We start from the raw sequence: 25,366 nt of genomic DNA on the forward strand, positions 1-25,366 counted from the left end.
GTCCGCTATTTACGGAAAATTCAAAAGTTTTTCAATTTTTCTACATTTTAATTATAAACTATAAAATAAACTCTGACAAATCTTTGTTCTTCACAATATGTCCGAGTTTACCATCTACATATTGAGGTGTGATATCAATATGAGCTGGTGCTATGTCCGACGCCTCATACGATAAGTCTTCTAATAGCTTTTCTAAAATCGTATGCAAACGACGTGCACCGATATTATCTGTATTTTGGTTAACGTCCATCGCAATTTCAGCAAGACGCTCGATTGCATCATCTGTAAATGTGACTTCGATACCTTCTGTTTCAAGCAATGCTGTGTATTGTAATAGTAACGAATGATCTGGCTCTTTTAAAATGCGCACAAAATCATCTTTCGTTAATTTTTCTAATTCTACACGGATTGGGAAACGGCCTTGAAGTTCTGGAATTAAATCTGATGGTTTCGACATATGGAAGGCACCTGCTGCGATAAACAGCATAAAATCTGTACGCACTGGACCGTATTTCGTATTGACCGTTGAACCTTCGACAATCGGTAAAATATCGCGTTGGACACCTTCACGTGAAACGCCTGGTTGTCCACCACCATTACCTTTTACAGCGATTTTATCAATTTCATCAATAAAAATAATACCCATTTGTTCTGCACGACGAATCGCTTCTTCAGCAACTTCATCGCTATCGATTAATTTATTCGCTTCTTCAATCGTTAACACACGGCGCGCTTCCTTCACTTGAAGACGGCGTTTTTTCTTTTTCTTCGGCATCATGTTTGAAATTAAATCGCCCATGCCTGTACCACTCATATCCATGCCCGGCATACCTGGCATCATCATCATGCTCGGTTGTTCTTCTACTTCGACCGTAACCCATTCTTGCTCTAGTTTTCCTGCAGCAAGATCAGCGGCGATTTGAGAACGTTTCACGCGCACTTGCGTATCCTCTTGTTCTTCTTCGTCATCATCTTGACCACCGAAAAACATTTCAAAAGGATTTGACATGTTTGGTTGTTTCTTTTTACGCATACTTGGTACGAGTAGCTTCACAATTTGCTCATTTGCTAACGTTTCTGCTTGTTCTCGTACTTCTTCTTGCTTTTCTTCTTTTACGAGACGGTTTGCAACTTCAACGAGATCTCGAACCATCGATTCAACATCGCGTCCTACATAACCGACTTCTGTAAATTTTGTTGCTTCTACTTTTAAAAATGGTGCTTTGACAAGCTTCGCAATACGGCGTGCAATTTCTGTTTTACCAACACCAGTTGGTCCAATCATTAAAATATTTTTCGGAATAACTTCCTCGCGCATTTCGTCTGATAAGCGTTGACGACGATAGCGATTGCGTAGTGCGACAGCAACTGATTTTTTCGCTTCTGTTTGACCGACAATGTAACGGTTTAAATACTCTGTCATTTGTTTAGGTGTTTGATGTTGTGTCATGCTTCTAACTCCTCCACAATGATATTATGATTTGTAAATACACAAATGTCTGAAGCTGTTTCAAGAGATGCTTTTGCAATCTCTTTGGCGTTCATATGTTCACCAGCGTGCTTTTGAAGGGCACGACCAGCGGCTAATGCATAGTTACCTCCTGAACCGATTGCTAAAATACCATCGTCTGGTTCAATCACTTCGCCAGAACCTGATACGAGCAATAACGTCTCATGATTCATTACAAGTAAAAGTGCTTCAAGTTTTTGTAACATCTTGTCGCCGCGCCATTGCTTTGCGACTTCGACAGCTGCACGTTGCAGGTTACCATTATATTCTGTCAATTTACCTTCGAACATTTCAAACAATGTGAAGGCATCAGCTACAGAACCAGCAAACCCTGCTAAAACTTTCCCGTTATATAAACGGCGCACCTTTCTCGCTGTATTTTTCATAATTACTGATTGTCCTAAAGTTACTTGACCGTCACCAGCCATCGCACTTTGGCCTTTATGCTGTATCGCAAAAATTGTCGTTGCGTGCATTTGCATATCCACAATAGTCACTCCTCTTTATCATTACGCTCTCGGATGAGTATTCATATAAGTATTTCGAAGATGCTCTTTCGTCACATGTGTATAAATTTGCGTTGATGACAGCGAGCTATGACCGAGTAGCTCTTGCACCGTTCGTAAATCCGCGCCGTTATTTAACAAATGCGTCGCAAATGTATGACGTAACATATGCGGATAAATGACGCCGTGCATTTCTGCCTTTTTCAACATCTCATTTAAAATGTAACGAACGCCGCGTGATGTGAGTTCCCCACCACGCATATTGACGAAAACTTTCGCATGCGGTTGTTTCATCAATGGAGTGCGCGATTTTTCTATGTAACGCACAAGTGCTTCATGAGCATAATGTCCGAACGGTACATACCGTTCCTTTCTCCCTTTCCCCATGACACGTACAATATCCAATGATAAATCTACATCTTGCATACTTAGCGATGTAAGTTCGCTTACGCGGATCCCTGTTGCATATAGCAATTCTAGTATCGCCATATTCCGCAAAGATTTCACATCGTCCCCTTCATTTGCCTCAAACAATTTCGTTAATTCTTCCTCATAAAAGAAACGTGGTAAGCGACTTTCTTTTTTCGGATGATATAACGCTTGGAATGCGGCATCGTCCAATTCGTATTCTTTATTTAAAAAGCGGAAAAACGACCGGATCGCAGATATTTTCCGCGATATCGTCGCACGTGCTTTTTGCTCATTATATAGTTGTGTTACGTACAATCGTGCGTGAAGATAATCTACATCGTCGAGTGATGCGACACCTTCTTGTTGCAAAAAAGAAAAAAATCCTTCTAAATCTTTTTCGTAGTTCACTACAGTAGAAGGAGCGTAGTTTTTTTCAAGCTGAATGTATGACATAAATGCCTCAAGCGCTTGAATCTTCTTAATCTTCATTCGAACACCTCATTCACTTCAAGCGATCTACCGTTATTGTCTCACGCTCCCCTTATTAAATAAAGCGAGAAGCTTGCTGACAAAACGTAGATTGTAATTATTTTCTGTCAATTCGTGACAAAACGTTGAACAATCGTCATCGTTAAGTGATGGCTATCCCTTGCAACATTAAAAAAAGCCCTTCAAAGTATAACAACTTTAAAGGGCCGAATCAAATTTATTTGTAGGACATACAAATGTGTACTACAGAAAGACGTGCTTGATTAAAGTACAGTTGATTCTTTAAATTGCTTTAATGCATCAAGCGCACGTGCAGCGTGACGTTCGCCACGTTCTTGTTTTGATTTAATACGTTCGCCAAGTTCGGGGAATAAACCGAAGTTAACGTTCATTGGTTGGAAGTGTTTTGCATCCGCTTCTGTAATATAGCGTGCCATACTACCAAGTGCTGTTTCTTTCGGGAAGATGACAAGCTCTTGTTCTAATGCCATATGTGCAGCGTTAATACCTGCAACAAGACCAGCACCGGCTGATTCAACATAACCTTCTACACCTGTCATTTGACCAGCGAAGAATACAGTTGGTTGTGCTTTTAATTGATACGTTGGTGCTAATACTTTTGGAGAGTTAATGAACGTATTACGGTGCATGACACCGTAGCGTACGATTTCAACATTTTCTAAACCTGGGATCATGCTGAATACGCGTTTTTGTTCGCCCCATTTTAAGTGTGTTTGGAAACCAACGATGTTGTAAAGTGTACCCGCTGCGTCATCTTGACGTAGTTGGATAACAGCATATGGACGTTTACCTGTTTTCGGATCTTCAAGACCAACTGGCTTCATCGGACCGAATAACATCGTTTTTTCGCCACGTTCTGCCATGACTTCGATTGGCATACAACCTTCGAAATATTTTTCTTTCTCGAATTCCTTTAGTGGTGCTTTTTCAGCATTTACTAATGCTTCGCGGAAAGCGTAAAATTCTTCTTTGCTCATTGGGCAGTTTAAGTAAGCTGCTTCGCCTTTATCGTAGCGAGATTTTAAATATACTTTATCCATATCGATTGAATCTTTTTCAATGATTGGTGCTGCTGCATCGTAGAAGTATAAGTAATCTTGACCTGTGATTTCACGAATTTTTTCCGCTAAATCTGGAGAAGTTAATGGACCTGTCGCAATAACAGTAATCCCTTCTGGAATATCTGTTACTTCTTCGTTGATGACTTCAACGTTCGGGTGATTTTTCACTTTTTCAGTAATGTAGCCAGAAAATTCGTGACGGTCTACTGCAAGTGCACCACCTGCTGGAACTGAGCAGTTATCTGCGGCATCAATAATAACTGAATCTAATTGACGCATTTCTTCTTTAATAACGCCTACTGCATTTGTTAAAGAGTTTGCACGTAATGAGTTTGAACATACTAACTCTGCAAATTTATCTGTATGGTGCGCTGGTGTTTGTTTTACTGGGCGCATTTCATAAAGGCGTACTTTTACGCCGCGTTTCGCGATTTGCCATGCTGCTTCACTACCTGCAAGACCCGCGCCAATTACGTTTACGATTGGTGTCATGATACATACCTACCTTTTTTCTTTTGCGTTTTTTTGCAATCTAAATTTCATTTTAACAGTACACTCGCCAAAACGCTACTATGTTATTTCAGTCCGTCTTTTACGACAAAAAAAGAGGTTCGCATTTGGCGAACCTCTTTCCATTTATTTTTCGACAACTTCTTCTTTGTAGTCGCATTCGACACATTGAATTTGCGTCCCTTTTTTCACTTTTTTCTCGACTAATAAATGCTCGCATTTCGGACATTTACGTGCAATCGGTTTATCCCATGATACGAAATCACAGTCTGGATAACGATTACAGCCGTAGAACACGCGCTTCGTTTTACTTTTACGTTCAACGATTTCGCCTTCATGACAAGTTGGACATTTCACGCCAATTTCTTTGACGATTGCTTTCGTGTTACGACATTCTGGGAAATTGCTACATGCCATAAACTTGCCGTAACGACCTAGTTTATAAACCATCGGATGACCGCATAGTTCACAATCTTCGCCCGCTGGTTCATCTTTAATTTCTACTTTTTCCATCGCAACTTCTGCGTGTCTTAAACTTTTCTCAAAGTCTTTGTAGAAATCATCGATAATTTTCACCCATTCGACTTGTCCTTCTTCGACGCTATCTAAATCTTTTTCCATTTTTGCTGTGAATTCGATGTTGATAATTTCTGGGAAGAACTCGTTCACTAATGAATGTACAATCTCACCAAGTTCTGTCGGTACGAAACGTTTCGTTTCAAGCACGACGTAGCCACGTTTTTGAATCGTATCTAAAGTTGGCGCATACGTAGATGGACGCCCGATACCTAACTCTTCTAACGTTTTTACGAGACGTGCTTCTGAGAAACGTGGTGGTGGTTGTGTAAAGTGTTGTTTCGGTGCAATTTCAAGGCTTTTGACGATATCGCCTTCTTGCATCGGTGGTAACAATTTATCTTTTGATTTATCTTCTTTAGAATCGTCATTACCTTCAATATAAACTTTCATGAAGCCTGGGAATTTCACGTGTGACCCTGTTGCACGGAACATGATGTCACCGTTTACAAGATCTGCCGTCACTGTATCTAACACAGCTGCTGACATTTGACTTGCGATAAAACGTTCCCAAATTAAACGATATAAACGTAATTGGTCGCGTGATAATACCGCTTTTAATTGATCAGGATGACGCAACGTAGATGTCGGACGAATCGCTTCGTGGGCATCTTGTGCTTTTTCTGATTTTTTCGCTTGTTGTGTCAGCGGTGTCGTATAATCCGTCCCATAATTTTCTTCAATATAGCTAAATGCTTCTTTTTTCGCTGTTTCTGAAATACGTGTTGAATCGGTACGCATATAAGTGATTAAGCCTGTAATGCCTTCTTTTTTACCAAGGTCAATCCCCTCATATAACTGTTGCGCCAACATCATCGTTTTCTTCGCGCGGAAATTTAATTTACGTGCCGCTTCTTGTTGAAGCGAAGACGTTGTAAATGCAGCCGCAGCGTTACGCTTACGTTCACGTTTTACAATTTTTGCAACTTCGAAATCTTCACCGTCTATTTGTTTTAAGATTGCCTTTACTTCTTCTTCGTTTGTAAGTTTTACTTTATCTTTTCCTACACCATAAAATAATGCGTCAAATTGCTTTTTCTCTTTCTCAAATTGCGCATCAATTGTCCAATACTCTTCTGGTTGGAAGTTTTTAATTTCGTTTTCACGATCAATAATAAGACGTAGCGCGATCGATTGTACACGACCTGCTGACAGACCCTTTTTGACTTTCTTCCATAGTAATGGACTAATGTTGTAGCCGACAAGACGATCTAAAATACGACGCGCTTGTTGCGCATCAACTAAATCCATATCGATTGGGCGTGGATGCTTAAATGATTCTTTAATCGCATCTTTCGTAATTTCATTAAATACAACGCGGCAATCTGAATCTTTATCAATGTTTAACGCTGTCGCTAAGTGCCATGCAATAGCTTCCCCTTCACGATCGGGATCGGCTGCGAGAAAAATTTTCTTCGCTTTTTTTGCTGCATTTTTTAAATCTTGCAACACAGGACCTTTACCACGAATCGTAATATATTTCGGTTCGTAATTGTTCTCGGTATCGATACCTGTTTGACTTTTCGGAAGATCACGTACGTGACCAATAGAGGCCTTTACTTTATATTTCTTCCCTAAATATCGCTCGATCGTTTTCGCTTTCGCGGGCGATTCTACAATAACTAAATAATCTGACATGTGAGTTCCCCCTTATGAGAGGTGAAGTTTCTGATTGAAAACAAATACCTGTTGCAAAATGTATAACAGAAATTCAAGTTTTGCAACCATTTTTCATTTCAAAAACGAAAAATGCCTGATTTCATCAAGGATTTGAGTGCCGTTCCAGACGATTTTAGCGCCATCTGACGCCAGTTCATGTGGCAATTCAGAAAAAGGTGATGAAATATCGCCTGGCACGACAAAAATCTCTCTTCCATGATTTAATCCGTACTCCACTGTAGACAGTGTACCACTCTTTTTCATTGCTTCTGTAATAATAATGCCACAACTTAAACCACTAATGAGCCGATTGCGCATCGGAAATTGCCATTTTCTCGGACCCATGTACGGCGGATATTCAGTGACTAACAAGTGATTTGTCGCCATTTCCTCATACAAATATTGATGTTCCCGCGGATACATATAATCAAAACCATGCCCTAAAACCGCTATTGTAGCGCCTCCTAGCGTGATTGTCAGTTCGTGTGCCATTTTATCCGCCCCGCGCGCCAAACCGCTTACAATGGCAATTTCATCGTTTATAAGTGGTGGTAATAGTTGTTCTAATGCCTTTTTGGAATAATGTGTCGCTTTTCTCGTGCCGACGACCGCTATTTTTTTTGGCATCGCTAATAGTGACGGCTGTCCTTTTACATAAATGACAGCTGGTGGGTCATATATTTCTTTTAACAACGCAGGATATCGTGGATCAAAAAAATGTATCGGTGTAATGTGTCGCTCCGCATAATATGATAAAAATGATACGTGCCGGTATGCTTGTAATTTTTCATAGATGTATTGTGCTTTTTTCAATGAGACATTTAATTGTTGCTTCAATTGTTGTGGTGTCCAGTCAAAAAGATGTGTCAGTGTTTGAGGTGTTTGCAGTAACTTGTATAGTTGAGTGATTGGTTTTGGCCATACATAATGTAGCGCCAATAATGTATTGTCCATACTTTCACTCCTTTTACGCAAAAAAAGATGTAACACAAATATGTGCTACATCTTATGATATCTCAAAAAAGGTAATTTTTTCTAGAATTAAACGTGTTGTTTTTCAGCGTGTGTTTTTACTTGATCGTAAAGACCGCGCTCTTTCACAACTTTAATGAACGTATCACCGATTGTTGATGGTGTTGGCGCTACTTCGATACCTGCTGCATTTAATGCTGCAATTTTATCAGCTGCTGTACCTTTACCACCTGAGATGATTGCACCAGCGTGACCCATACGTTTACCTGGAGGCGCTGTTTGACCTGCGATAAATGCCACAACTGGTTTTGTCATATGATTTTTCACGAATTCTGCCGCTTCTTCTTCTGCAGTACCACCGATTTCACCGATCATGACAACACCTAGTGTTTCTGGGTCTGCTTCAAATTCTTTTAAAACGTCGATGAAGTTTGTACCATTTACAGGGTCGCCACCGATGCCTACTGCTGTCGTTTGACCGATACCTGCTGTAGATAATTGGTGCACCGCTTCATACGTTAACGTACCAGAACGTGATACGACACCTACGTGACCTTTTTTGTGAATGTAGCCTGGCATAATACCAATTTTACATTCGTCTGCTGTAATCACACCTGGGCAGTTCGGGCCGATTAAGCGCGTTTTCTTGCCTTCCATGTAACGTTTTACACGTACCATGTCTAATACTGGAATATGCTCTGTAATACAAATAACCATATCTAATTCTGCTTCTACTGCTTCTAAAATAGAATCAGCTGCAAATTTAGCTGGTACGTATACGACTGATACTGTACAGCCTGTCGCTTCTACAGCGTCTTTTACTGTATTGAATACCGGTACGCCTTCTACGCTTGTGCCACCTTTACCTGGTGTCACACCTGCGACGATTTTTGTACCATATTCAAGCATTTGTTTTGTATGGAAAAGTGCAGTTGAACCTGTAATCCCTTGAACTAACACTTTTGTATCTTTATTGATGAAAATACTCATGATTATTCCACCTTTCTTAGCCTACTAGTTCTACGATTTTTTGAGCGCCATCTGCAAGTGATGATGCAGCGATAATGTTTAACGTTGATTTGCTTAAAATTTCTTTACCTAAATCAACATTTGTACCTTCTAAACGAACGACAAGTGGTACTTCTAAACCTAATTCTGATGCTGCTGCAACAACACCTTCAGCAATAATGTCACACTTCATAATACCGCCGAAAATGTTAACGAAAATACCTTTTACATTGGCATCTGAAAGGATGATTTTAAATGCTTCTTTTACTTTCTCAGCTGTTGCGCTACCGCCAACGTCTAAGAAGTTTGCAGGGCTACCACCGTAGTAACCGATCGTATCCATCGTTGCCATTGCAAGGCCTGCGCCGTTCACTAAGCAACCGATAGAACCTTCTAGTGGAATGTAGCTTAAATCATGTTTTGAAGCTTCGATTTCTTTTGGATCTTCTTCATCGTAATCGCGTAATTCTACAACGTCTGGATGACGATATAAGCTATTGCCATCGAAGTTGAATTTCGCATCTAATGCAACGACCTCATCATTACCTGTTACGACAAGTGGATTGATTTCGACGATTGAAGCATCTTTTTCGATGAATGTTTTATATAAGCCTAAGAATAAATCTGCAGCTTTATTTATCAAATTATTCGGAATATTAATGTTGAAAGCTAAGCGTCGCGCTTGGAAAGCAGTTAAACCGATAACCGGATCAACGACTTCTGTGAAGATTTTTTCTGGCGTCTCTTCTGCGACTTCCTCGATGTTCATACCGCCTTCTTCAGACCCCATTAATGTAACGCGTGAAGTAGCACGGTCTACGAGTAAGCTCACATAATATTCTTTTTTAATGTCTGAGCCTTCCTCTATGTAAAGACGTTTAACTTCTTTACCTTCTGGACCTGTTTGGTGTGTGACAAGCACTTTACCAATTAATTCTTTTGCGTATTGCTCAACTTCGTCTAATGACTTAGCGATTTTAACACCGCCCGCTTTACCACGCCCCCCTGCATGGATTTGCGCTTTTACGACTACAACGTCAGTGCCTAATTCTTTTGCTGCTTTTACGGCCTCTTTCGGCGAAAATGCAACGATACCTTTTGGCACCTTTACCCCATTTTGACGAAGAATCTCTTTCCCTTGATACTCATGGATATTCATGAAACTTCCTCCCATCTCTTTGTGAAACTATTAAGTTACATTATTCATTGTATATAAAATATTCTGACATGTCTATGCTTTATACTACAATATCTTTTATATTTTCTATAAAATTCTTCTTTAGGCACAAAATCCGCTAGAATTCGTAGCACGAATTTTAGCGGATTTTTTTATTGAGGCCCTCATATGTTTGATCTAAGCGATAAATAAAGGCAAAAACTTCTGCCACCGCTTGATAAAGTTCTTCTGGAATAGATTCATTTAAATCTAATTGTCCGAGTAATTGAACCAATGACGGGTCTTCTTGAATCGGAATATCGTGTTGTTTTGCTTGCGCTAAAATATTGTCCGCAATTTTACCTTTCCCTTTTGCGAGCACTTTTGGCGCGCCGCCTGTCATCGGATCAAATCCTAACGCAACAGCTTCTTGTCTTTTTTCGTGTTGTTCCGTCATACGCGCAAATCAACGCCTCCCTCACCATTGCTCGTTGTCGCATGCAACGTTGGCTGTACTTCTGTTTTAGCACGTTCAAATTGCTTTATCAAGACACCGGATAAACGGTAGTCATGGCTAAGTAAACCTTTTTCTAGCGATGCACGAAGCGGTTCAGCGAGCATATCTAAGTTGTGATGTTCGTTATAAACGGTCACCGTCACAACGCGACTTTGCACTTGCATGTCGATAATCGTTTCGTCTAACGCTGCTAAATCTAAATAAAACATAACGCGTGCATAGTCCGCATCGATTTTACCGTTCTTTTTCATACGACCGTTCCATTGCAACGTCGCTTCTGTTTGTTTGCCGAAAAAAGATAACGGCACTTGCATAATGAGTTGATGTTGCGGACCATTTTCACCTGATAAATAGTGCATCCCATTCATACGTGCAACGAGTTGTTCTGCTGCTTGTTTCGTCGCAGGGCTTGCTTGATCGTCTTGCAAAAGCGCCATTAATTGTGGCTTTAACTGCTGCTGTAATTGTTCCACGTTCGAATCTTTTTGTGCTAAATTCGCTTCGTAATTTAAACCGAGCTGTTGCATCGTATGGCGTATTACTTGTTCAAATGCTTTCCCATTCATTTGTTGATGCAATTGTGATTCTGTTTGTTGTAGTAGCTGTTGTGCAGTCACATTGTCGGACTTCATCACTTGCGTCGCTAATGTTGCTAACGTTTGATTGACTTGTTGCGTCGGCATACCGAGTAATTGTGTCAGTTGCGTTTTGGCAGCATCCGTCGCCTGAAATGGTTGTTGCATATTGGCACTGTACCCTTGCATTAATTGCTGTTGCACAGCTTTTGCTAACTGCTGAATCGCTGATTGATCTGCTTTTGCCCCATTAAATTGTTGCAGTTGCGTTAAAATCGCCTCTTTTTGCGCCATTGGCAGTTGCGTATCTTGTTGTACAGCTTGCGTTAATTGTTGCACGACTTGTTGCACATTTGATGGCTTCGCTTGTACGAGCGCGCTTAACAATTGCACAGGTGTTTGTTGCACTTGTGCGGTTTCTTTTGTTACCGCATTTACGAGTTGAGACGTATACGTAGCTGTCGGTGCAATATTGACGCGTTGCAATGCTGTTGCAATCGTTTCTTTCGCAGTAGCAGATAAATTAGGATGTTGTTGCAATGCTTGTTGCAGCGCCTGTTTTGCCGCTGAGTCTTGCGGTTGCTGTTGCACAGCTTTTGCTGCTTGCTGCAACGTCGCATTCGGGTCAGCATCTGCTTTTCCAAGCATATTCGATAAAACATTCATCATGTTCGCCTGCTTCGGCAAGACGTTGGCCTCTTTTAAAAGGTTAATCATTTGTTGCTTCGCCGTCGCACTTGCATCTTGTCCTGTTAAACTTTGCATCATCTTCCCAAGCATCGCGCTTCCCGTTTCTGTTGCAAGTGGTTGATTGATGCGCTGAAGGCTATCTAGAAGCTGCGTTTTCAACGTCGGGTTGATTGATGCATCTCGTTGAATCGATTGTTGGAGCTGCTGTAACGACGATTGAATACCCGTTTTCGCATTACCTTGCACGACAGCTTGTAATGAGGCTTCTGTCATCGGTAGTTTTAACTCAACGATTTTAGACAGCGCTGCGAGTGCATCTGCTTTCGGTACATTTGTCGATTTAAGCAGTTGTTCTGCTTGGACTAATTGCTCGCGCGACATCGGTGTATCATTTTTTAAAAACTGCGTCACAATTTGTTGCATCTCTTTTGAATCTGGCAATTTCATACTATCCATGAGTTGCAACGCTTGCTGAGACGTCGTTTGACTCGTTAAAGGCCCTGAGACGACTTTTAATGACAATTCTGGCGAAGTACTCGTCACTTGGAAGAAATGCGCGTCACCTGCTTTTAATGGTGTTTCAAGCTTCGCCATCATTTTTTGATCGCCTACACGAATTTCTGCTTGTTGATCTGGAAAAAGCTTTTGAATCGTGCCATGTAATACTTGACCTTCTTTCACGACAGCTGTTTGTGACGTTGGCTGCATTTGCGTCTGTTGTAAATTGACGCCTGATAAATTCATCTAATCATCCTTTCTGAATCATCGTTTTAATCGGTTCAAACGTTTTGCGGTGAATCGGTGTCACACCGAGCTGATTAAGCGCTTCTAAATGTTGTTTCGTGCCGTAGCCTGCATGTTGCGCAAAACCGTAGCCAGGATATTGTTCATCCATTTGTTCCATGTAATGATCACGTGCTGTTTTCGCTAAAATGGATGCGGCTGCGATTGCTAAACTTTTCGCATCCCCTTTAATAATTGAACTTTGTGGTATATCAATATCAAGTGTCATCGCATCTGCTAACACATAATCTGGTTTCACTGCTAACTGTTCAATAGAAGCTTTCATCGATTGGCGCGTTGCTTCGTAAATGTTAATATCGTCGATCACTTCAGCAGGTTGGAAGTGCACGTACGTCGCAATTGCTACTTCGTGAATTTTCGCAATAAATGCTTCGCGTTTGTCGTGCGATAATTGTTTTGAATCATTTAAACCGATTAACGATGTACAAGCATCATTTGGTAAAATGACAGCAGCTGTTACGACCGGACCGGCGAGTGGGCCACGACCTGCTTCGTCTGTTCCTGCGATATAAGCACCTGGATGCGTACGGTAGCTATCGTCAAATGCTAATTTTGCTTCATGTTCATCGATAAGCTGTTGACGTTTTTGTTGTGCACGACGCCATGATTTCAATGCATTTTGTACACCTGTGCGCTCATCTTTTTGTAACGCTTCCATCCAGTCTGCCCATTCGGTCGCTTGTGCTAATTGTTCTTTAATTGCTTTAATTGTTGTCATTTCTTTATACTCCTTATCGGTTTAAATTGCTGAAATGTAATAAAAAAAGCCGACAATGCTACGAGAGACATTGTCGACAACTTTCATTACTCGTAGTCTTCTACGAAATCAAATGTTAATTTACCTAAGTTTTCATTACGAATATCGCGAACGATTAATTCTGATACCATTTCATAATCGACATCGCCACCAGAAGCTTTCATGTTACGAAGCTTACCGATATGGTCAAATGTGCCAACGATCGGATCTGTTAAACCGTCGATTTGATAACGTTCATGTAAACGCTCTGGGTAATATACTTCTAAGAAGTTTAAGCCAAAGATTGCTAAGTCGTCCATATTCATAATTTGGTCTTTAATCGCACCAGTAACCGCTAATTTGTAACCAACGTTTTGGTCTTCAAATTTAGGCCATAAAATCCCTGGTGTATCTAAAAGTTCTAATTCTTTGCCGACTTTAATCCATTGTTGTGAACGTGTCACACCTGGCATATTCCCTGTACGTGCAACATTTTTCTTCGCTAAGCGGTTAATCATCGTTGATTTCCCTACGTTTGGAATACCGACGATCATCGCACGAATCGCACGTGTTTTTAACCCTTTTTTACGCATACGTTCCCATTTTTCAGCAAGTACTTCTTCAGCCGCTTTTGTTACGCGCTTTAAGCCTTTGCTATCTAATGAGTTCACGGCTACGGCTTTATGGCCTTTAGACGCGAAATAGTTAATCCATTTTTTCGTTTGCGCTTCATCCGCCATATCTGCTTTATTTAAAATTAATAGGCGGTTTTTTTGATGAATAATGTCATCTAACATCGGGTTACGAGATGACATCGGTAAACGAGCATCAATTAGCTCAAACACGATATCGACAAGTTTTAAGTTTTCGGTTACTTGTCGGCGTGCTTTCGCCATATGCCCTGGGAACCATTGAATCGTCATAATTATCTCTCCTCTTAATCTACCGTACCGAATGCTTTCATTGGCCAAAAGACGATACTCGCCTTGCCGACAATTTCCGCTTTCGATACGACGCCAATATGTCGACTGTCTTTGCTATTACGACGGTTATCACCCATGACAAAATAATGCCCTTTCGGCACTTCTTTTTGTCCGATATAATCTTCTAAACGAAAATCTTCCGTCAGTGTGCCACCATCGACGATACGGCTTTTATAATCTTTTAAATATGGCTCTGTTACTTTTTTGCCATTAATGTAGAGCTGGTCATTCTTATATTCTAGTGTGTCGCCCGGTAGACCGATCACACGTTTAATATAATCTTTCTTTTCTGGCGCATGGAACACGACAATATCGAAGCGTTGAATATCTGAAAACTTGTAATCAATTTTATTAACGATCATTCGCTCTCCGCTTTCGAGTGTAGGCATCATCGATTCGCCGTCGACGACGATCGGTGTGAATAGTACGAAGCGAATCAAAGCAGCAAGTAAAAAGGCAATGATGAGGGCTTTGATCCAGTCCCATAAACCGTTTTTTTCTTTTTTCACTTCATCTTGTTCCATAGGCCGTCCCCCTCACTGTACTCTTTTTATTGTACAAGTATTTTTCATTACAGGCAAAAAGATTGAGGTGTTTTGAAGCATGAAAAAAGTGTAGAGCAAATTGCTCTACACTCTTTTTTGCTTGTAGCAAGAAATTAGCGAATTTCTTTGATACGAGCAGCTTTACCACGTAAGTTACGTAGGTAGTATAATTTAGCACGACGTACTTTACCACGACGAGTAACTTTAAGTGCAGCGATTTTTGGAGTGTGTACTGGGAAAGTACGTTCCACGCCTACACCGTAAGAGATTTTACGTACAGTGAAAGTTTCGCTGATACCGCCACCGCGACGTTTGATTACAACGCCTTCGAATTTTTGGATACGTTCGCGAGTACCTTCGACAACTTTAACGTCGATAGATACTGTATCACCAGCACGGAATGATGGGATGTCAGTGCGTAATTGTTCTTTTGTGATTTCTGCAATAATGTTTGACATTTATATTTTCTCCTTTGACAGATGCTCATATAGGTCGCTTAATGGTTGCTACAGCGGAACACCGTAATACGGCACTTCTTTAAGAAATGCACTTTAAATATTAGCATACTAATAACTAAGTGGCAAGTGTCTGTCCTTGTCAGTTTCGATTATTTTTTATAACCGATTGAACGTAAATATGTTAACTGTTTATCTGTTAACTCGATATGGTCGAGTAAGTCTGGACGACGTTCAAACGTACGCTTTAAAGACTGCTCCTCGCGCCACTCAGCGATTTTTGCGTGATTCCCTGACATTAAGACGTCTGGCACTTTCATGCCTCGGAAATCAGCTGGACGTGTGTAATGTGGGTGTTCTAATAAACCGGTAGAGAACGAATCATTGACGTGAGACGCTTCTTGACCTAAAACACCTGGCAGTAGACGAACGACACTGTCGATAATCGTCATTGCTGCTAACTCGCCACCTGTTAACACGAAGTCACCAATCGAAATTTCATCGGTTACTAAATGTTCACGAATACGCTCATCATAGCCTTCATAGTGGCCGCATAGGAAAATTAAATCTTCCTCTTTCGCTAGCTCTTCTGCTTTTTTCTGAGAATAACGTTCACCTTGTGGGCACATTAAAATAATACGTGGTTTTTTACCTTGTGCTTGTAACGTTTCAACCGCGTTGAAAAGTGGTTCTGGCTTTAATACCATCCCCGCGCCGCCACCGTAAGGGTAATCATCGACTTGATTATGTTTGTTGTTTGAAAAAGCACGGAAATCTGTGACGTTAAAGTTAACAGCACCTTTTTCTTGCGCTTTTTTCATCATAGACGCGCCGAACACGCCTTCAAACATATCTGGGAATAATGACAGCACATGAATATTCATCATGATAAAAGACCTTCCATCAATTCAATTGTGACACGTTTCGCTTCTACATCTACTTCTTTGATAACTTCATAGATTACAGGAATGTAGTGCTCTTTACCGTCGACACCTTTAATTGTCCAAACGTCATTTGCGCCTGTTTCGAAGATTTCTTTAATTTTTCCGATTTCATTACCATCCGTATCAAATACATCACAGCCAACAATTTCGTGATAGTAGAACTCATCATCATCTAGCTCTTCTAAATAGTTTTCGTTTACTTTTAGCATAGAACCTTTGAATTTTTCCACATCGTTAATGTTTGGATAGTTTTCAAATGATAATAGCATGAAGTTTTTATGTTTACGTGCTGTTTTAATAATCACGACAGTCGGTTTCTTTTCACCTGGTGCGAAAATGCCCAGTTTTGAACCGACTTCGTAACGATCTTCTGGGAAGTCCGTTTGTGAAATGACGCGCACTTCACCACGAATACCGTGCGTGTTGACGATTTTACCTACGTTGTACCAATTCATATAAAACACCTCTTTTTAATACTTATATACAACAAAAAAGGAAGGAACTAGTGCTCCCTCCTTTTTCGCTAATCTATGATATCGACATACGTCTTCTTCATATGGTGACTGCTCGCAGCAGAATAAACAATCGTGCGAATTGACTTCGCAACACTTCCTTGTTTACCAATCACTTTGCCGACATCTTTCGGATGGACAGCAAGCTTATAAACGATGCGATTTTCTGATTCGTCCACAGTAACGCGAACGTCATCTGGAAAATCAACTAATGGTTGTACAATTGTTTTAATCAGCTGTTCCACGATGTCACCCCCGATTATTAAAGGTAAAATTATTTACCTTGTTTTGATTCATGGAATTTAGCCATGATGCCTTGTTTTGAGAACAAGTTACGTACAGTATCAGATGGTTTTGCACCGTTAGCTAACCATGCTAATGCTTTTTCTTCATCAATTTTAACTTCTTCTGGAGAAGTTAATGGATTGAATGTACCGATTGTTTCGATAGAACGGCCGTCACGTGGAGAACGTGAGTCAGCAACTACGATACGGTAGAAAGGAGCTTTTTTAGCACCGATACGTTTTAAACGAATTTTTACTGCCATGTTTCTTTGCACCTCCGAATAAGTTTCACACAAGATAGTATAATATCAAGCTTTCGATTGTTTGTAAAGTGTTTTTTCTTAACACAGGTTATTTTACAGCATATCCAGAAAGATTTCAAGTGTTTGTAAAGTATTTTTTCTTAACAAGCACAAAGACCCTTTTTCACGCTGTTAAGACCTCAATTAATCGCGCATATATTACATTTTAAACAATGAATCCATGCCTGGTAATTTGAATTTTTTCTTCTTACCGCCGGCTGGGTTCATCATGCCTGACATTTGTTTCATCATTTTTTTCATTTCATCAAACTGCTTAATTAAGCGGTTGACTTCTTGTACAGAACGGCCAGAACCTAACGCGATACGTTTACGACGACTTGACGTAATAATTTCTGGATTTGTACGTTCTGCAATCGTCATCGATTGGATAATCGCTTCGATATGATTAATTTGCTTGTCGTCAAAATTCATTTTGTCTAAGCCTTTTACTTTGTTCATACCAGGAATCATTTTAATGATGTCCTCAAGTGGGCCCATTTTTTTCACTTGGCTCATTTGATCAAGGAAATCATCAAATGTGAAGCTTTGTGTTTTGAATTTTTCTTCAAGCTCTTTTGCTTTTTCAGCGTCAACCGTTTCTTGCGCTTTTTCGATGAGTGATAATACATCACCCATACCTAAAATACGCTGTGCCATACGCTCTGGGTGGAATGGTTCAAGTGCATCCATTTTTTCACCCATACCGACAAATTTAATCGGTTTTTCCGTTACAGAACGGATTGATAATGCTGCACCACCACGTGTGTCACCATCAAGTTTCGTTAATACGACACCTGTAATGCCGACTGCATCGTTAAAGCTTTCTGCAACGTTTACAGCATCTTGACCGGTCATTGCATCAACAACTAAAAATACTTCGTCTGGCTCTTTTAGCGCACGAATGTCTTTTAACTCTTGCATTAACGCTTCGTCAATGTGCAGACGACCCGCTGTATCGATGATGACAACGTCGTGATGTTCTTCTTTTGCAAATTCAATCGCATCACGTGCGATGTCGACTGGTGATACTTCTGTACCTTTTTCAAAAACCGGAATTGATAATTGTTTACCAAGTGTTTGTAATTGTTTAACAGCGGCTGGACGATAAACGTCGGCTGCAACAAGTAACGGTTTTTTGTTATATTTTTTACGTAATACGTTCGCAAGTTTACCTGTAGTTGTCGTTTTACCGGCACCTTGTAAACCGACCATCATAATGACTGTCGGCGGACGATTTGAGAATTTTACAGGTGATTGTTCGCCACCCATAAGTGCTGTTAATTCTTCTTGAACGATTTTAATAACTTGTTGACCAGGCGTTAAGCTTTGCATAACGTCTGCACCAACTGCACGTTCACTTACTGATTTAACGAATTTTTTTACGACTTTCAAGTTAACATCGGCTTCAATTAAAGCAAAGCGAACTTCACGCATCATAATTTTAACGTCTTGTTCTGTTACTTTACCTTTACCTTTAATTTTGGCAATTGTATTTTGGAGTCGCTCTGATAAGCCTTCAAATGCCATAGTGGTCGCCCCCTAATCCCATTCTTTCAATTGTTCAATATAGCCTAGTACGTCGTCATCTGACGCTTTAGCTTCAATCGCTGCTGTCAAGCTAGCTACGATTTGTTGTCTTTGTTGAAACTTAGTAAAAAGCTGAAGTTTTTCTTCATATTCCTCAAGCATCGCCTCTGTACGACGGATATTGTCATATACGGCCTGACGAGACACTTCATACGATTCGGCAATTTCACCTAACGACAGATCATCTAAATAGTAGAGCTGCATATAGCTACGTTGCTTGTCCGTTAAAAGCGCTTGATAAAAGTCAAAGAGAAAGTTCATACGTGTTGTTTTTTCAAGTAACATACATAACCTCTCCTCTACATACATATTCCATCGTATCATATAAGAAAAGCGAGGCTTCTGTCAAGGTAAACCCCTTGTCTAAAGCCTCGCTTCTTATTGTTATATCAGCGTTTTATACGTCTTTCTTGTCTTGTGCATCATCATCTAAGTCTGCGATTTGTTCATCGATTGAATCGGCGAATAAACCGTACACGTAGCGCTCAGCATCAAATGGTTGTAAGTCATCCATTTTTTCACCAAGACCAACGAATTTCACAGGAATGTGCAGTTGGTTACGAATCGCAAGCACGATACCACCTTTTGCTGTACCGTCTAGTTTCGTTAACACGATACCTGTTACTTTCGTTGCCTCTTTGAACGTTTTCGCTTGTACGAGTGCGTTTTGACCTGTTGTCGCATCTAACGCAAGTAATACTTCGTGTGGCGCACCAGGTACTTCACGTTCGATGACGCGGTGTACTTTTTGAAGTTCGTTCATTAAGTTGACTTTATTTTGAAGACGACCAGCCGTATCACAAATTAAAATATCGGCACCGCGGTTTTTCGCTGCGTTAATCGCATCGTACATAACTGCTGCTGGGTCAGAGCCTTCAGATTGTTTAATAACTTCAACGCCAACGCGATCGCCCCATACTTGTAATTGGTCAATCGCACCTGCACGGAACGTATCTCCTGCTGCAAGCATGACATTTTTGCCTTGTTGTTTAAAACTATGTGCGAGTTTACCGATCGTTGTCGTTTTACCAACACCGTTTACCCCTACGAATAAAATGACCGTTAATTCGCCATCTGGCTGCATATTTAATGAAGTAATATCGGCTTCGCCTTGTTCGTAAATTTCCACTAATTTTTCAGAAATAACCGCTTGGATACCATCTGTAGATTTAATGTTTTTACGTTTTACTTCCATTTCTAATTCTTCAATTAGTTGCATAACTGTTTCAAAACCGACGTCGGCTTGTAGTAATACTTCTTCTAGTTCTTCGAAGAAATCTTCGTCGACTGTACGGTAGCGTGCGACTAAGTCATTTACTTTAGAAGAAAAAGAGTTACGTGTTTTTTCAAGGCCATGCTTGAATTTTTCAGTAATTGCTGCTGGTGAGAACCAGTGACGTTTTTTCTCTTTCGTTTCTTCTGTTTCTTCTTCGTCCGCATCTACTGTATCATCTGTTACGTCTTCAGTTGTTGCCTCTTCAATCACTGCTGGTACTTCTGACGTTTCAACGACAGGTTCTTCAACGATTGCTTCCACTTTTGGTTCCTCAGCTTTTGGTTCCTCAGCTTGAGGTGCTTCGACAACGTCATCTACTTGTTCGACAGTTGCTTCTGCTGTTTCTGTTTGCTTCGGTTCTTCCTCAGCGCCTTCTTCGGCTTCGTTTGCTACTTGGTCTTCTAACTCTTCGCTTTTCTTACCAGTTAGCTTTGCTTTCATACGTTGTAAAAAGCCCATACTCATTCCGCTCCTTTAGGACATCTCTTGTTCTAATTTCACCGATACGAGTTTCGATACGCCAGACTCTTGCATCGTAATACCATACAATACGTCCGCGCCTTCCATCGTACCTTTACGGTGCGTAATCACGATGAATTGTGTATCATCGCTGAATTTTTTCAAGTATTGACTATAGCGATTCACGTTCGCCTCGTCAAGCGCCGCTTCGACCTCATCTAAAATACAGAACGGTACAGGACGCGTTTTTAAAATCGCAAATAACAACGCAATGGCTGTTAATGCACGTTCCCCACCTGATAATAAACTTAAGCTTTGTAGTTTTTTACCTGGTGGTTGCGCAACGATTTCGATACCCGTTTCGAGTAAGTTTTCAGGATCCAATAAAATTAAATCCGCTTTCCCGCCGCCGAATAGCTCGCGGAATACTTCACCGAAGTGCGTACGAATCGATGCAAATGTTTCACTGAAGCGTGTCGTCATTTCTTCGTCCATTTCGCGAATTGCCTCATGAAGCGTATCTTTCGCTTCTAATAAGTCGTTGCGTTGGCTCGTTAAAAATTCATGACGTTCAGAAACGGTTTTATATTCTTCGATTGCTAACACGTTCACATCGCCAAGCTCTTCGATCGATTGACGAAGTAACTTCACTTTGCGTCGTGCTGTATCGATATCAACATCGACCATTTCTTCTAACAGCGCTTCTTGATACGTTAAGTTGTAATCTTGCTCAAGCTGCTCGATTTGTTTGTGACGTGTCACATCAATGCGGTTCATTTTAACATCAAGGTCACGAATCACATTTAATACACTTTGGTGTACACGTTGTGCTTCTGTAAGCGCCGTATCCGCTGTTTGAATCGTTTGTTGTAATGATTGACGGTTTTCTTTCGCCGTTTGAATAGACGCCATAAGCGCCTCTTTACGACGTTTTAAATCCGCAATCGTCGCGACAAGCTCCTCTTCCGTTGGACCCGCTTCACCGTTGTCTGCTAACAACCACGCGCGTTCTTGTGTCGCTTCTTGTAACGTCACTTCTGTCGCTTGTAATTGTTCTGCTAAACTGTCGACTTGGCTTTGCAATTGAATGACTTGCTCTGCTTTCACGGCTTGCGCTGCTTTTTTATCTGCTAAATCATTTTGTAATTGATCACGTTCTGACACGCTTTGTGCTTTTAACGTATTTAAACGGTCAATTTGCGCATCTAAATCAACGAGTTCCGCTTCAAGCTCTGTTAAGCGCGTTTCAAGCTGTTGACGTTCGTCAGCTAAACTACCGACGCGGCTCGTCACATCTTGACGTTCTGAATCAAATAGTGATACGCGTTGTGCTAAACGTTTTACGGCAGCACTTAACGTTTCTAATTCGACGTTTTGACGATAATGACGTTGTTTTAACTGATCGCCCGTTTGACGTTGTTCTTCTAATAAACGTTCTTGCGTTCCAACTTGTTTTTCGAGATCTTTCACGACTTGTTCCGCTTCTAAAATCGATGCGTCTAACTGCGCAACACGCGCTGTCAACGTTTCAAGTTCCGCTTTACGCGTAAAGACCGCATTTTGTTTATTCGTTGAACCACCCGTCATCGAACCACCCGCGTTGACGACATCGCCTTCTAATGTAACGACACGGTAACGATAGTGACATGCTTGCGCAATCGCTTTTGCCCCGTCTAAATCTTTTGCAATCATAACGTGGCCTAATAAGTTACCGACGATCGTTTTGACATCTGTAGATGCTTCGACTAATTGATCCGCCGTTTGAATAAACGATGGGTGCCCCGCAACGTGTTGTAGCGTTTCAGCAGGAATTTGACGTGGCTTCATAATGTTTTTCGGTAAAAACGTCGCACGACCGCCGTTATGTTGACGTAAATATTGAATCGCGCTACTTGCATGTTGATCCGTTTCGGTAATAATATGTTGCGCTGTTGCACCGAGTGTCGTTTCAATCGCAAGTGCATAAGGTGCTGGTACTTGAATCATTTCTGCTACTGCACCGATGACACCTGTTAAGCGACGTTCATCACGCGCTTGTAAAATCATTTTCGGCCCTTTATAAAAACCTTCAAAGTTAGACGATAGTTCTTCTAACGTTTCTTTACGACCTTGCATCGTTTTCAGCTGTTGATAGCCTTGATACAACATATCGCGTTTCTTTTTATAAGTCGTTTGCAGTTGTTCGTATTGCGTTTGCGTCGCTTTATACGTCGCTAAGTGCGCTTCGACATCTGCATTTAATTGATCGACATTGGCCATCGCTTGTTGTTCTTCCGCTTGTAGGCGACGAAGCTCTGCAACCGTTTCTCCAGAAGCAGATGACATTTTTGTCGTTTCGAGTTGTTGTTGTTCAATTTGACGAATGACGTTTTTCAATTCATTTTTCGCCGTTGCTTGTTCGTTTAAACGATCAATATACGTGTTTTTTAACGTTTCAATTTCTTCTTCAATTTCAGACGTTGAACGCGCAAGTGCTTGTTGTAAGTCTTTCACTTCTTGACGTACACCGTTAAACGCTTCATTACGTTCTGCTAGCTCTTGCATCTTCACTTCTTGTAAAGCACGCAGTTGCGCACATTTATCCGTTGCTTGTGCAATCGCTTTTTCTAATTGTTGAAGTTGTTGTGACATATTTTCACGTTTTTGTAGTAATACCGCTTTGCGTCCTTCATAGCGTTCGACGTCACTACTTACGTCGACAAGTTCAGCTTGTTCAACGTCGAGTTGTGTGTCGATTGCTTGCAATGCTTCACGATGCGATAAAAGGTCTTGTTGCAATGCTTCAATGCGAGTGCGCTGCGCATTTTCCTGTTCGGAAAGAGTACTTTTTTGCGCAGCAAACTGTTTGAACGATGCTTCAAGTTCTTCGATATCATGGAGAAGTACTGCGATGTCGATGCCACGTAATTCATTGTTCATCGCGACATAATCTTCCGCCGCAGATGCTTGAATGCGGAGCGGCTCAATACGTCCGTCTAGTTCGTGTAAAATATCTAACACACGATTTAAATTATCGTCTGTTTCAAATAATTTATGTTCTGCCTTTTTACGACGTTTTTTATATTTCAAAACGCCCGCTGCTTCTTCAAAAATCGCACGACGATCATCTGGCTTACTGTTTAAAATCTCATCGACACGACCTTGTGAAATAATTGAAAAAGCTTCTTTTCCTAAACCAGAATCTAAAAATAGATCGGTAATATCTTTTAGGCGACAGCTTTGTTTGTTTAATAAATATTCGCTTTCACCCGAACGGTAGACACGACGAGAAACGCTCACCTCATTATACGAAAGTGGCAAGCGTTCATCTTCGTTATCTAGGATGAGCGTTACTTCTGCAAAATTAAGCGGTTTGCGGGAATCACTACCAGCGAAAATAACATCTTCCATTTTCGCACCACGTAATGATTTCGCTGATTGTTCGCCAAGGACCCAACGAATGGCGTCAATGACATTACTTTTACCACTACCGTTCGGACCGACAACTGCGGTTACACCCGGTACGAAGTCGATACCAATACGATCGGCAAAAGATTTAAATCCAATCACTTCAAGCCGTTTAAGGAACAAAATAATACCCCCTATTTATCCTCTGACAATTGTTTTTTCAGTGCAACCATTGCACTTTGGGCAGCCTTTTGTTCTGCTTCTTTTTTCGATTTACCATTACCGACACCAAGCTCTTTGCCATTTAACATGACTTGAGATACGAATGTACGATTGTGGGCCGGACCATTTTCTTTAATGATCGTATATTGCAATGCACCTGAATTGGCTTGTTGCACCATTTCTTGTAATTGACTTTTAAAGTCCATTACATGTGAAAACATACCGAGCTCTACTTTTGGAAAGACAACTGTTTCCAAGAAGCCAACAACTGTTTCTAAACCTTGGTCTAAATATAAAGCACCAACAAATGCTTCGAAACAATCCGCAAGTAATGCTGGACGTTCGCGACCGCCTGTAATTTCTTCCCCTTTACCTAATAACACGAATTCGCCGAAGTTTAATTCGTTCGCGAAAATAACTAAAGATGGTTCACAAACGATTGCTGCACGCAATTTTGTTAGTTCGCCTTCCGTCATTTTAGGGAATTTCAGGAATAAAAACTTAGAAACAGTTAGCTCTAACACTGCATCGCCTAAAAATTCAAGACGTTCGTTATCTTCATATTGTTTGCGACGATGCTCGTTTACGTAAGATGAGTGTGTAAACGCATTGTATAATAAATTTTTATTATCAAAGTGTAAGCCTAAATTGTCTTGTAATTGTTCAAACTTCGCGCGGTCCTGTTCAGGAATCGCACCGTTCTTCTGTGATAGTTCTTCGATTTTCATCGTTCATCAACCTTCTTAGTTTACTAAATTAGTACTCCTTCATAGTGTACCTTTTTCGAGACGTTTGTGCAAAACTTTAAAAAAAAAGATAACTTCCCTTGCAGCATGCTACAAGGGAAGTGTTAAGTATTTATTCAAAATATGCTTATGTGTTAAGCTTGTGCTTTTTCGATGAAAGCAACTGCGTCACCAACTGATTGGATTTTTTCAGCATCTTCATCTTCAATTTGCATATCGAATTCTTCTTCAAATTCCATTACTAATTCAACAACGTCTAGTGAATCAGCACCTAGATCTTCACGGAAAGAAGCTTCTGGTTTTACTTCGCTTTCGTCAACGCCTAAACGGTCAACGATTACTTTAGTTACACGTTCTAAAACTGTAGCCACGATGGACACCTCCTCTCAATGTGTATGAACTGGTATGACCAATTCTTAATTTCTAGCATAGTATAGCATCTTTTACGCAAGAGTAAAAATGA

The 25,366-nt window shown here is 40.7% G+C and carries 24 protein-coding genes; all 24 read right to left on the reverse strand.

What is annotated here, in order from left to right; all coding sequences use genetic code 11:
* Nucleotides 1-58 precede the first annotated feature (58 nt).
* The 24 genes from hslU to KMHG_RS02130 all read right to left on the reverse strand — a co-directional run bounded on the left by hslU (nucleotide 59) and on the right by KMHG_RS02130 (nucleotide 25,274).
* Nucleotides 59-1,450: an ATP-dependent protease ATPase subunit HslU gene (gene hslU / locus KMHG_RS02015; RefSeq protein ID WP_010286431.1), complete on the reverse strand. Its 1,392-nt coding sequence runs from the start codon at nucleotides 1,448-1,450 to the stop codon at nucleotides 59-61.
* Entirely contained in the window at nucleotides 1,447-1,992 is a 546-nt protein-coding gene (gene hslV / locus KMHG_RS02020) for an ATP-dependent protease subunit HslV (RefSeq protein ID WP_010286434.1), read from the reverse strand. The genes hslU and hslV overlap by 4 nt, the downstream gene beginning before the upstream one ends.
* Nucleotides 1,993-2,019: 27 nt before the next feature.
* Entirely contained in the window at nucleotides 2,020-2,916 is an 897-nt protein-coding gene (xerC, locus tag KMHG_RS02025; RefSeq protein WP_010286435.1) for a tyrosine recombinase XerC, read from the reverse strand.
* Nucleotides 2,917-3,179: 263 nt separating this feature from the next.
* Nucleotides 3,180-4,490 carry an FADH(2)-oxidizing methylenetetrahydrofolate--tRNA-(uracil(54)-C(5))-methyltransferase TrmFO gene (gene trmFO, locus KMHG_RS02030; protein ID WP_010286437.1) on the reverse strand — a complete coding sequence of 437 codons (1,311 nt, stop codon included), beginning with the start codon at nucleotides 4,488-4,490 and terminating at the stop codon, nucleotides 3,180-3,182.
* A 144-nt stretch (nucleotides 4,491-4,634) separates the two neighbouring features.
* Nucleotides 4,635-6,722 carry a type I DNA topoisomerase gene (gene topA / locus KMHG_RS02035; protein WP_010286439.1) on the reverse strand — a complete coding sequence of 696 codons (2,088 nt, stop codon included), beginning with the start codon at nucleotides 6,720-6,722 and terminating at the stop codon, nucleotides 4,635-4,637.
* A gap of 93 nt (nucleotides 6,723-6,815) precedes the next feature.
* Nucleotides 6,816-7,697 carry a DNA-processing protein DprA gene (gene dprA / locus KMHG_RS02040; RefSeq protein WP_010286441.1) on the reverse strand — a complete coding sequence of 294 codons (882 nt, stop codon included), beginning with the start codon at nucleotides 7,695-7,697 and terminating at the stop codon, nucleotides 6,816-6,818.
* A gap of 87 nt (nucleotides 7,698-7,784) precedes the next feature.
* Complete coding sequence (gene sucD / locus KMHG_RS02045; RefSeq protein WP_010286442.1) at nucleotides 7,785-8,705, reverse strand: succinate--CoA ligase subunit alpha; 921 nt, start codon at nucleotides 8,703-8,705, stop codon at nucleotides 7,785-7,787.
* 16 nt (nucleotides 8,706-8,721) lie between these two features.
* The gene (gene sucC / locus KMHG_RS02050; RefSeq protein ID WP_010286444.1) at nucleotides 8,722-9,882 is read right to left on the reverse strand and encodes an ADP-forming succinate--CoA ligase subunit beta; all 1,161 of its coding nucleotides are present in this window, start codon (nucleotides 9,880-9,882) and stop codon (nucleotides 8,722-8,724) included.
* A 157-nt stretch (nucleotides 9,883-10,039) separates the two neighbouring features.
* Nucleotides 10,040-10,336: an EscU/YscU/HrcU family type III secretion system export apparatus switch protein gene (locus KMHG_RS02055; RefSeq protein ID WP_010286446.1), complete on the reverse strand. Its 297-nt coding sequence runs from the start codon at nucleotides 10,334-10,336 to the stop codon at nucleotides 10,040-10,042.
* Nucleotides 10,333-12,405, reverse strand: coding sequence for a TP0910 N-terminal domain-containing protein (locus KMHG_RS02060; protein WP_010286448.1), 2,073 nt, complete (start codon nucleotides 12,403-12,405; stop codon nucleotides 10,333-10,335). Before KMHG_RS02060 ends, KMHG_RS02055 begins: the two co-directional genes overlap by 4 nt.
* 4 nt (nucleotides 12,406-12,409) lie before the next feature.
* The gene (rnhB, locus tag KMHG_RS02065; RefSeq protein ID WP_010286449.1) at nucleotides 12,410-13,183 is read right to left on the reverse strand and encodes a ribonuclease HII; all 774 of its coding nucleotides are present in this window, start codon (nucleotides 13,181-13,183) and stop codon (nucleotides 12,410-12,412) included.
* An 86-nt stretch (nucleotides 13,184-13,269) separates the two neighbouring features.
* Nucleotides 13,270-14,124, reverse strand: a complete 855-nt coding sequence (gene ylqF / locus KMHG_RS02070) for a ribosome biogenesis GTPase YlqF (RefSeq protein WP_010286450.1) — start codon at nucleotides 14,122-14,124, stop codon at nucleotides 13,270-13,272.
* Nucleotides 14,125-14,138: 14 nt separating this feature from the next.
* A complete protein-coding gene (gene lepB / locus KMHG_RS02075; protein ID WP_010286452.1) occupies nucleotides 14,139-14,708 on the reverse strand; it encodes a signal peptidase I in 570 nt (189 codons plus the stop codon).
* 134 nt (nucleotides 14,709-14,842) lie between these two features.
* On the reverse strand, nucleotides 14,843-15,187 hold the full coding sequence (rplS, locus tag KMHG_RS02080) for a 50S ribosomal protein L19 (protein WP_010286454.1): 345 nt from the start codon (nucleotides 15,185-15,187) through the stop codon (nucleotides 14,843-14,845).
* A gap of 149 nt (nucleotides 15,188-15,336) precedes the next feature.
* Complete coding sequence (gene trmD / locus KMHG_RS02085; RefSeq protein ID WP_010286455.1) at nucleotides 15,337-16,068, reverse strand: tRNA (guanosine(37)-N1)-methyltransferase TrmD; 732 nt, start codon at nucleotides 16,066-16,068, stop codon at nucleotides 15,337-15,339.
* The gene (gene rimM / locus KMHG_RS02090; RefSeq protein ID WP_010286457.1) at nucleotides 16,068-16,583 is read right to left on the reverse strand and encodes a ribosome maturation factor RimM; all 516 of its coding nucleotides are present in this window, start codon (nucleotides 16,581-16,583) and stop codon (nucleotides 16,068-16,070) included. Before rimM ends, trmD begins: the two co-directional genes overlap by 1 nt.
* A 68-nt stretch (nucleotides 16,584-16,651) precedes the next feature.
* Nucleotides 16,652-16,885, reverse strand: coding sequence for a KH domain-containing protein (locus KMHG_RS02095; RefSeq protein ID WP_010286458.1), 234 nt, complete (start codon nucleotides 16,883-16,885; stop codon nucleotides 16,652-16,654).
* Nucleotides 16,886-16,914: 29 nt separating this feature from the next.
* Complete coding sequence (gene rpsP / locus KMHG_RS02100; RefSeq protein WP_010286460.1) at nucleotides 16,915-17,187, reverse strand: 30S ribosomal protein S16; 273 nt, start codon at nucleotides 17,185-17,187, stop codon at nucleotides 16,915-16,917.
* Nucleotides 17,188-17,385: 198 nt separating this feature from the next.
* Complete coding sequence (gene ffh, locus KMHG_RS02105) at nucleotides 17,386-18,753, reverse strand: signal recognition particle protein (RefSeq protein ID WP_010286462.1); 1,368 nt, start codon at nucleotides 18,751-18,753, stop codon at nucleotides 17,386-17,388.
* A gap of 12 nt (nucleotides 18,754-18,765) precedes the next feature.
* Nucleotides 18,766-19,098: a putative DNA-binding protein gene (locus KMHG_RS02110; RefSeq protein ID WP_010286464.1), complete on the reverse strand. Its 333-nt coding sequence runs from the start codon at nucleotides 19,096-19,098 to the stop codon at nucleotides 18,766-18,768.
* Nucleotides 19,099-19,210: 112 nt separating this feature from the next.
* Nucleotides 19,211-20,548: a signal recognition particle-docking protein FtsY gene (gene ftsY, locus KMHG_RS02115; RefSeq protein WP_010286466.1), complete on the reverse strand. Its 1,338-nt coding sequence runs from the start codon at nucleotides 20,546-20,548 to the stop codon at nucleotides 19,211-19,213.
* A gap of 15 nt (nucleotides 20,549-20,563) precedes the next feature.
* A complete protein-coding gene (gene smc / locus KMHG_RS02120; RefSeq protein ID WP_010286468.1) occupies nucleotides 20,564-24,118 on the reverse strand; it encodes a chromosome segregation protein SMC in 3,555 nt (1,184 codons plus the stop codon).
* An 11-nt stretch (nucleotides 24,119-24,129) separates the two neighbouring features.
* On the reverse strand, nucleotides 24,130-24,885 hold the full coding sequence (gene rnc, locus KMHG_RS02125; RefSeq protein ID WP_010286470.1) for a ribonuclease III: 756 nt from the start codon (nucleotides 24,883-24,885) through the stop codon (nucleotides 24,130-24,132).
* A gap of 152 nt (nucleotides 24,886-25,037) precedes the next feature.
* Nucleotides 25,038-25,274, reverse strand: a complete 237-nt coding sequence (locus KMHG_RS02130; RefSeq protein ID WP_010286472.1) for an acyl carrier protein — start codon at nucleotides 25,272-25,274, stop codon at nucleotides 25,038-25,040.
* Nucleotides 25,275-25,366 lie beyond the last annotated feature (92 nt).

This window comes from Kurthia massiliensis (assembly GCF_000285555.1).
GTDB lineage: Bacteria > Bacillota > Bacilli > Bacillales_A > Planococcaceae > Kurthia > Kurthia massiliensis.